Source organism: Halomonas sp. MCCC 1A11062, assembly GCF_021404355.1.
In the GTDB taxonomy this organism is placed as follows: Bacteria; Pseudomonadota; Gammaproteobacteria; order Pseudomonadales; family Halomonadaceae; genus Halomonas; species Halomonas aerodenitrificans.
Genome location: NZ_JABFTW010000026.1, coordinates 48,493 through 55,388 on the forward strand (window position 1 = coordinate 48,493; position 6,896 = coordinate 55,388).

The window sequence follows — 6,896 nt, forward strand, 5'->3', positions numbered from 1 at the left end:
TGGTCTTGCCCCGCTATGCTCGTATTCCACGGTGGGGCAGGGTATAACAGAGCGAACACTGTTCGTATTGGAATCAAGGCCATGCCCCGCGCACCCTTCGTGCTTGCCGGTGTCACCATCAAGCCCGGCAGTCGCCTTCAAGTCGACGTTCCGGTGGCGCGGCTCTATACCCACGCTCCGCTGCACATCCCTGTGGAAGTGGTGCATGGCCGACGCCAGGGGCCGGTCATGCTGGTGTGCGGCGGCATTCATGGCGACGAGATCAACAGCGTCGAGATCGTGCGCCGGCTGATGCGCTCCAAGCAGATCCAGGGCCTGCACGGCACCTTGATCGCCGTGCCCATCGTCAACGTGTTCGGCTTCATGCAGCACAGCCGCTACCTGCCCGACCGGCGCGACCTCAACCGCTGCTTTCCCGGCAGCGAGACGGGCTCGCTGGGGGCGCGGGTGGCCGCTCTCTTTCGCGAGCAGATCGTCGATCACGCCACCCACATCATCGACCTTCACACCGGGGCCATTCACCGCACCAACCTGCCGCAGATCCGCGCCCAGTTGAGCCCGGGCAGTGAGACCGAGCGCATGGCCAACGCCTTCGGCGCGCCGGTGATCCTCAATGCGGAACTGCGCGAAGGCAGCTTGCGCCATTACGCCCAGAATCGAGGCATCCCGGTGCTCACCTACGAGGCCGGCGAAGCGCTGCGTTTCGACGAGTGGGCGATTACCCCTGGGGTGCGGGGTGTACTGAGGGTCATGCGGCGGCTGGGCATGCTGGCGGGCGAACATCGGCGTCGGCCACCCCCTGCTGCCGAACTGGCCAATGGCTCGAGCTGGGCCCGGGCGCCCATCGACGGCATCCTGCGGCCCAAGGTGCGTCTCGGCGCGCGGGTGAGCAAGGGCGACGTGCTGGGCAAGGTGGCGGACCCCTTCGGCAACGCCGAAGCCTGCGTGAAGGCCATGGCCGACGGCATCGTGATCGGCGTGAGCCGCCTACCGCTGGCCAACGAAGGCGAGGCGCTGTTCCACATTGCCCGCTTCGACGCCATCGAAGAGGCCGAAAGCGCCATCGAGACCTTCCACTCCAGCCTCGAGCCGCCCCCCGACCCGCTCTATTGAGGCCGCTCAGGCCGTTTCGGCAGTCTCCCGCTCCGGTACCAGGCTCAGCGCATCGTCGAACACCCGCAGGCAGGCGCCGTCCAGGTGGCCGTTTTCGGAGAGATGACGACGGAAACGACGCCCGCCCGGCTGGCCCTGGAACAGGCCCAGCAGGTGGCGGGTCACGTGATTGAGCTTGGCACCTTCCTCGAGCCGGCGGGCGATGTAGGGGCGGAACGCCCTGGCTGCGGCGTGGCGGCTCTCGGCCGGCCCCTCGACGCCGTAGATGGCCCGATCCACCCCGGCCAGCAGCCAGGGGTTCTGATAGGCCTCGCGGCCCACCATCACGCTGTCGACGCTATCGAGCTGCTCACGGCACTCGTCCAGCGTCTTGATGCCGCCGTTGATGCCGATGTGCAGCTCCGGCCGGCTGGCCTTCAGGCGGTGTACGCGGGAGTAGTTGAGCGGCGGGATGTCGCGGTTCTCCTTGGGCGAGAGACCCTGCAGCCACGCCTTGCGCGCATGCACGATGAACACTTCGCAGCCGGCGTCCGCCACCTGAGCGATGAAGCGCTCCAGATCGGCATCCTCGTCCTGGTCGTCGATACCGATACGGCACTTCACCGTGACCGGGATCTTCACCGCCTCGCGCATGGCGCGCACCGCTGCCGCCACCTTATCCGGGTGACCCATCAGGCAGGCGCCGATCATGTTGTTCTGCACCCGGTCGCTGGGGCAGCCGACGTTGAGGTTCACCTCGTCGTAGCCCCATTCCTCGGCAATCGCCGCGCACTCCGCCAGCTCGCCCGGGTCGCTGCCGCCCAGCTGCAGCGCAATGGGGTGCTCCACCTCGTCGTAGCCGAGAAAACGTTCCCGCGGGCTGCCGTGCAGAATGGCACCGGTGGTCACCATCTCGGTATACAGCAGCGCCTGGCGAGTCAGGGTGCGAGCGAAAGCCCGGTAATCACGGGTCGTCCAGTCCATCATCGGCGCGACGGAGAACGTTCTATCCAGCGCAGGGCGCGTCGTGCCAGTATTCATGCGGGTTGTGGCGGTTGCCTTCTCAGTCATAACTGTTCATATTTACAGTGATTGTGCTGCGTTTTTCACGACGCGTTGGTACTTTTTTGGCACACGGGGCACTGGCGATTTGGCACATCGGTGGATGCGCGTGGCGACGATCAGGAAGCGTCGGAAACAGGGCAGTAGTTTCTCATACCTCGTGTGCGTACGCATCGCGCGTAAGCAGACCACAATCTAGGCAGTGTTCATGGGAGGCTAGGGATTGGGCAAGCTTACTCTCACGTCTACCTGCGTAGAGCTGGACACGATAATGCGTACCGGTCACACGGGAAACCCGTGATGGGTACCATCCGGCAACTCGATATCCAGGCGAACCTTCCCACCAATAGCTTCAACATAGCGCTTGAGAGAACTCAAGCGAAGATCCTGGCCGCTTTTCTCCATGCCGGCGATGGTCGGCTGCTTGACTCCGAGAGCCTCAGCCATTTCGGCCTGAGTCATTTCAACCAAGTGGCGAATTTCCGCAAGGCGTAGCTCCAGCAGCATCGCATCGGCCTTTTCCTTGGCGCGGTTGACGACCTCGGGGCTTTCGTTGGCAATGAGTTGGTCTAGTGTGCGGGCCATGGTTTACACCTCACTTCAGTGATTCCAGGTGAGCCGCGTATTCCCGGTCTGCCACTGGGATCATGTCATCATAGAAACGTTTGTTGCCGGTCTTGTCACCAGCGCACAGCACGATACCTGCTCGCCGAGGGTCGAAGGCGAAGAAGGCCCTTAGCGGTCGCCCCTGGCTCTGGATCCTCAGCTCTTTCATGTTGCGATACTGTGAGCCGTTCACGGTGTCCGCGTGGGGCCGTGGCAACATCGGTCCCCTTTCCTTCAGCATCAAGAGCGCTGCCAGCACGTTCTCTCGGTCGGTCTCGTCCAACGAAAAGTACCACTCCTCAAACGTCCTGGTCTGCTCTATTTGCCACATGGGAATCATCCTTCGCCTATAGGGAGAAGGCTATATAGGTTTTTTCCTATAATCAAGTCGGATTCCACATGTCGTCGAGATCGGGCAGGGGGCGTACGCCACGGGCTACTTCTTCTTCCTCATGAACGGGAGCACCTTGGCCATGGCATCCGCGAGCACCTGGTCGAGCGGTTTGTGCTCCAGGCTCACCGCAGCGCGTGCGGCGGTATAGGTCCCCTTGTACTCCCGGGCGATTTCGCTGTCGCTCATGCTGTCGGGCAGTTGCTCCTTCTCGCGGATCACGTCGATGACGGCCTTGTCCATGTCGTCCTCCATGTCGCGCCGTTCACTGTGAAGGGTAGTGCAGAGACGGGATGAGGGCCCAGCGGGCCGCCATTTCGAAGTGTTTGTAAGATATTTCCTACAAAGCGAAGCGGCAATGTCTTACGTCGCTTCATATCGTGCGTTAAACCACGTTCCGCTTGGAGCGGCTACCTTATGGATAACGGGGCAACGGAGAGCCCCTCAGGGAAGACAGAGCAAAGGATTGTTCGGTACCAAGGATGCTCGAGCAGGATGCTTGAGAAGGTGGAAAGGAAGCGAAGATTCAGCCCGGCCTCACGGCCGGGTTTCGCGTTATAGCGCCCTGGCCTTGGGCAGCTCATCCCAGCGTGTCGTGCTCCTATCCGAGCGATGGGCGCAGCGCAAATGCCACGCCGCCCCGGGGGTGGGCATGCCTAGCTTCACCGTATCGCGCCCCATCCTGCGGTTCAGGGTATCCAGCACGTCCATCAGCTTCTGGCTGCGCTGCCGCTCGGCATCGCTCTGGGGCGTATCCAGTAAAGAGAGCTGCTGGCGGTCGGCGTCGATCAGGTCGAGCAGCATCACGCCGCCTTTCTGGTACAGGTGGCCCTTGCGGTAGATCCGCTCCAGGGCGTGGCCGGCGGCATGCAGGATCTCGCGGCTGTCGGCGGTGGGGCGGGGCAGTTCGAGTACCAGGCTCGGTGAGTGTGGCAGCAGGTCCTGCCGGTGCGGGTTGGTCTTGAGGAACACCAGCACCGCCTTGGCGAGACCGTTCTGGCGGCGCAGTCTCTCGGCGCTACGTTGGCCGTACTGTCGAATCGCCTCGCGAATCTCGTCCAGGCTGTCGGTGAGCCTGCCGAACGAGCGGCTGGTCATGATGTGCTGGCGGGCTTCATCGAGGTCGCTCATTTCGATACAGGACACACCGCGCAGCTCCTGGGCGGTGCGTTCGAGGGTGACCGAGAAGTGGCGCCGGATCTCCTTCGGGTTGGCTTGGGCGAGGTCCCAGGCGCTCTTGATGCCCATCAGGGCCAGACGCTCGACGAGCCGCCGGCCCACGCCCCATACATCGCCCAGGGGGGTGTTCTGCAGCAGGTCGCGGGTTTCCGCGCTGCCGGCGTGAAGTATGCAGACGCCCTGGCAGGCCGGAATCTTCTTGGCGGCACGGTTCGCCAGCTTGGCCAGGGTGCGCGTGGGGGCCACGCCTACGCATACCGGAATGCCGGTGAACTGGCGCACCTTCCGGCGCAGCTGCCGGGCGTGTTCGAGCAGTGGCTCGTGGGCGAAGCCGTCGAAGCGAACGAACATCTCATCGATGGAGTAGGGCTCTACGGCTGGACTGAACTCCTCAAGCACTGCCTGCACCCGCTGGCTCATGTCGCCATAGAGCTCGTAGTTGGAGGAGAGCAGGTGGATCTGCCCGCTGCGTACCAGAGGCTGAAGCTTGAAGGATGGCATTCCCAACTTGATGCCGAGGGCCTTCAGCTCGTCGGAGAGCGAGATGACGCAGCCGTCGTTATTCGACATTACCCCAACAGGTAAACCGCACAGCCGGGGCTGGAAGACGCGCTCGCAGCTGACATAGAAGCTGTTGCAATCGACCAGACCGATCATGCTCATACCGGGTACTCGTGGATGACCGCACGCACCACGCCCCACACCTGACACTCGATGTCGACGAGCGGGATCGGCGCATAGCGTGGATTGCCCGAGCAGAGGCACGGCACCTTGCCGCGCAGCTCGTATCGCTTGACGGTGATCTCACCCTCGACCAAAGCTACCAGGATATGGCCGGGGCGGGGCTCGAGTGAGCGATCGACCAGCAGCAGATCGCCTTCGTGGATCCCCAGGCGCTCCATGCTGTCGCCGGTCACGCTCATGAAGAACGTCGACGAGGGGCGTTTGACCAGGCGCTCGTTGAGGTCGAGCGTACGGCCTTCGTAGTCCTGCGCCGGGCTGGGAAAGCCGCTGAGGCCGGCGCGGCCCAGGGCCAGCGGGTGAGGCAGCGCAAGCGGTGGTGGCTCGGGGTGAGCTGGGATGAGGTTTGCCAGTGTCATGTGAGTCCCTTGGTGTTTTCTGTGTTTTTGTACAGTATTTGCGACACTGGCACTGTCAGGCAACAGGTAAGTGCTAATGGAAGTTAGCTTGGGGAGCGTGTCGGCCTGGCGAAGGTGAGCGAAGGGCGGCGTAATCAGACTCCTTTGTAGGAGATAGCCTACAAACACGAAGCAAATTTCTTACGCCTTTCGATATCCTGAGTTAAACCACTGCTGGCGCGAAGCTACTACCCTGTGGGTAACGGGCTAGGGAAAGCCCTACAGGGAAGGCCGAGCGACGGAATGCTCTTACCCCAAGGAGGCTTGGGCAGGATGCCCAAGGTTTGGTTGGATAGGGACGCATCGATAGAAGCCCGGCCCGTGCGGTCGGGCTTTTTTTTGTTGGCACACCAGCCAGGCGACACGGCTTCCTTCGTCAGCTGTTCCCGGTATCCGTCTCCCATGCGAGAGACGCTATGGTTTCGCGTTCTTACGGGTTCGCCAAAATATCGCGTCTCATCGAGCCTGCCCTGGCCACCGCCGGGGCTCTTTTATTGGCGTTTTTTCACCTAGCTACAGCGGGTTCACGACTCAGTACCTGATCGTGAGGGGCCAAAGCTGACAGCTCGAGTCGGCAATCTCTTACAACAATTGAAGTCAAAGCTAATACATGGCGCACGTCTTGGCTGGCATAGTAGGCGCATCGGGCACGGAGGCCCTGCAGGGAAGGACACGTCAAGGGAGACTCAGGAACCAAGGAGGCTCAAGCAGGAGGCTTGAGGAAGTGGAAAGGAAGCGAAGACCCAGCCCGGCCTCATGGCCGGGCTTTCGCGTTCTGGGCTTTCGCATTCACGGTCCAGGGTTCCGCGCCGCCAGCTTGCCGTTACCGTAGCCATTGGTATAGCCACACATGTAGCCATCAACCCTTGCTGAGGAAGGGAGGCTGGAGAAATCAATGGATTGGGGAGACGCTGGAGCGGGTGAAGGGAATCGAACCCTCGTCTTAAGCTTGGGAAGCTTCTGCTCTACCATTGAGCTACACCCGCAGAGGGGTTTCGATAGTAAAACCAAGGGCTTGAGCATTGCAAGCCATCCTGTCGACTAGTTGCTGCTTTTTTTCATGCCACTGTTTTTACTGAGCTTTTTCGTGTCGTGATAGGCGGCACGGTGCGGTTGTGCGCGTCTTGGGCGGCGCGCGCCAGAGATCGTGGTGACAAACGGACAAAAAAATTATCGAACAGTGGCGAACTTTTTTGCTTGCTGCTGTCATATCTGATACAGGCAACAGCGCGATGGCAGTCGCTAACACTGTTGCTCTGGCTCGCAGTTTCGATCTTGCCGCCCATGACCCCATGGGCGGTTTTTTTTGGTGCGCCAGGCATGGCGCGCAGCGCCCGACGGGCGCTGTTTCCGAGGGTGGTGCCTCGGAATGACTTGGGGGTGAAAGTCCCCTACGGACCCTGATAGCGGGAACCGTTAGCCGAACA

General features: G+C 61.8%; 7 protein-coding genes and 1 tRNA gene. 1 reads left to right on the forward strand and 7 read right to left on the reverse strand.

All coding sequences use genetic code 11. The features are described from left to right. Positions 1 to 81 precede the first annotated feature (81 nt). The gene (locus tag HOP58_RS19830; protein ID WP_010629312.1) at positions 82 to 1,113 is read left to right on the forward strand and encodes a succinylglutamate desuccinylase/aspartoacylase family protein; all 1,032 of its coding nucleotides are present in this window, start codon (positions 82 to 84) and stop codon (positions 1,111 to 1,113) included. Positions 1,114 to 1,119: 6 nt separating this feature from the next. Here HOP58_RS19830 and dusA read toward each other — a convergent pair whose 3' ends face one another. The 7 genes from dusA to HOP58_RS19865 all read right to left on the reverse strand — a co-directional run bounded on the left by dusA (position 1,120) and on the right by HOP58_RS19865 (position 6,455). Then, complete coding sequence (gene dusA, locus HOP58_RS19835; protein WP_026038228.1) at positions 1,120 to 2,163, reverse strand: tRNA dihydrouridine(20/20a) synthase DusA; 1,044 nt, start codon at positions 2,161 to 2,163, stop codon at positions 1,120 to 1,122. Between the two features lie 273 nt (positions 2,164 to 2,436). Then, positions 2,437 to 2,739 carry a helix-turn-helix domain-containing protein gene (locus HOP58_RS19840; RefSeq protein ID WP_010629310.1) on the reverse strand — a complete coding sequence of 101 codons (303 nt, stop codon included), beginning with the start codon at positions 2,737 to 2,739 and terminating at the stop codon, positions 2,437 to 2,439. Positions 2,740 to 2,749: 10 nt separating this feature from the next. Further along, a complete protein-coding gene (locus tag HOP58_RS19845; protein ID WP_010629309.1) occupies positions 2,750 to 3,091 on the reverse strand; it encodes a type II toxin-antitoxin system RelE/ParE family toxin in 342 nt (113 codons plus the stop codon). Positions 3,092 to 3,196: 105 nt separating this feature from the next. Then, complete coding sequence (locus HOP58_RS19850) at positions 3,197 to 3,394, reverse strand: hypothetical protein (RefSeq protein WP_026038227.1); 198 nt, start codon at positions 3,392 to 3,394, stop codon at positions 3,197 to 3,199. A gap of 312 nt (positions 3,395 to 3,706) precedes the next feature. Continuing rightward, complete coding sequence (locus HOP58_RS19855) at positions 3,707 to 4,993, reverse strand: Y-family DNA polymerase (protein WP_010629307.1); 1,287 nt, start codon at positions 4,991 to 4,993, stop codon at positions 3,707 to 3,709. Further along, complete coding sequence (umuD, locus tag HOP58_RS19860; protein ID WP_010629306.1) at positions 4,990 to 5,430, reverse strand: translesion error-prone DNA polymerase V autoproteolytic subunit; 441 nt, start codon at positions 5,428 to 5,430, stop codon at positions 4,990 to 4,992. The genes HOP58_RS19855 and umuD overlap by 4 nt, the downstream gene beginning before the upstream one ends. Before the next feature lie 951 nt (positions 5,431 to 6,381). Continuing rightward, positions 6,382 to 6,455 (reverse strand) — tRNA-Gly (locus tag HOP58_RS19865). Between the last annotated feature and the right edge of the window lie 441 nt (positions 6,456 to 6,896).

Excerpts from the sequence above, each read along its gene's own strand:
- HOP58_RS19830 (WP_010629312.1), top strand. The coding sequence starts at position 82 with ATGCCCCGCGCACCCTTCGTGCTTGCCGGTGTCACCATCAAGCCCGGC.
- dusA (WP_026038228.1), bottom strand. The coding sequence starts at position 2,163 with ATGACTGAGAAGGCAACCGCCACAACCCGCATGAATACTGGCACGACG.
- HOP58_RS19840 (WP_010629310.1), bottom strand. The coding sequence starts at position 2,739 with ATGGCCCGCACACTAGACCAACTCATTGCCAACGAAAGCCCCGAGGTC.
- HOP58_RS19845 (WP_010629309.1), bottom strand. The coding sequence starts at position 3,091 with ATGTGGCAAATAGAGCAGACCAGGACGTTTGAGGAGTGGTACTTTTCG.
- HOP58_RS19850 (WP_026038227.1), bottom strand. The coding sequence starts at position 3,394 with ATGGACAAGGCCGTCATCGACGTGATCCGCGAGAAGGAGCAACTGCCC.
- HOP58_RS19855 (WP_010629307.1), bottom strand. The coding sequence starts at position 4,993 with ATGAGCATGATCGGTCTGGTCGATTGCAACAGCTTCTATGTCAGCTGC.
- umuD (WP_010629306.1), bottom strand. The coding sequence starts at position 5,430 with ATGACACTGGCAAACCTCATCCCAGCTCACCCCGAGCCACCACCGCTT.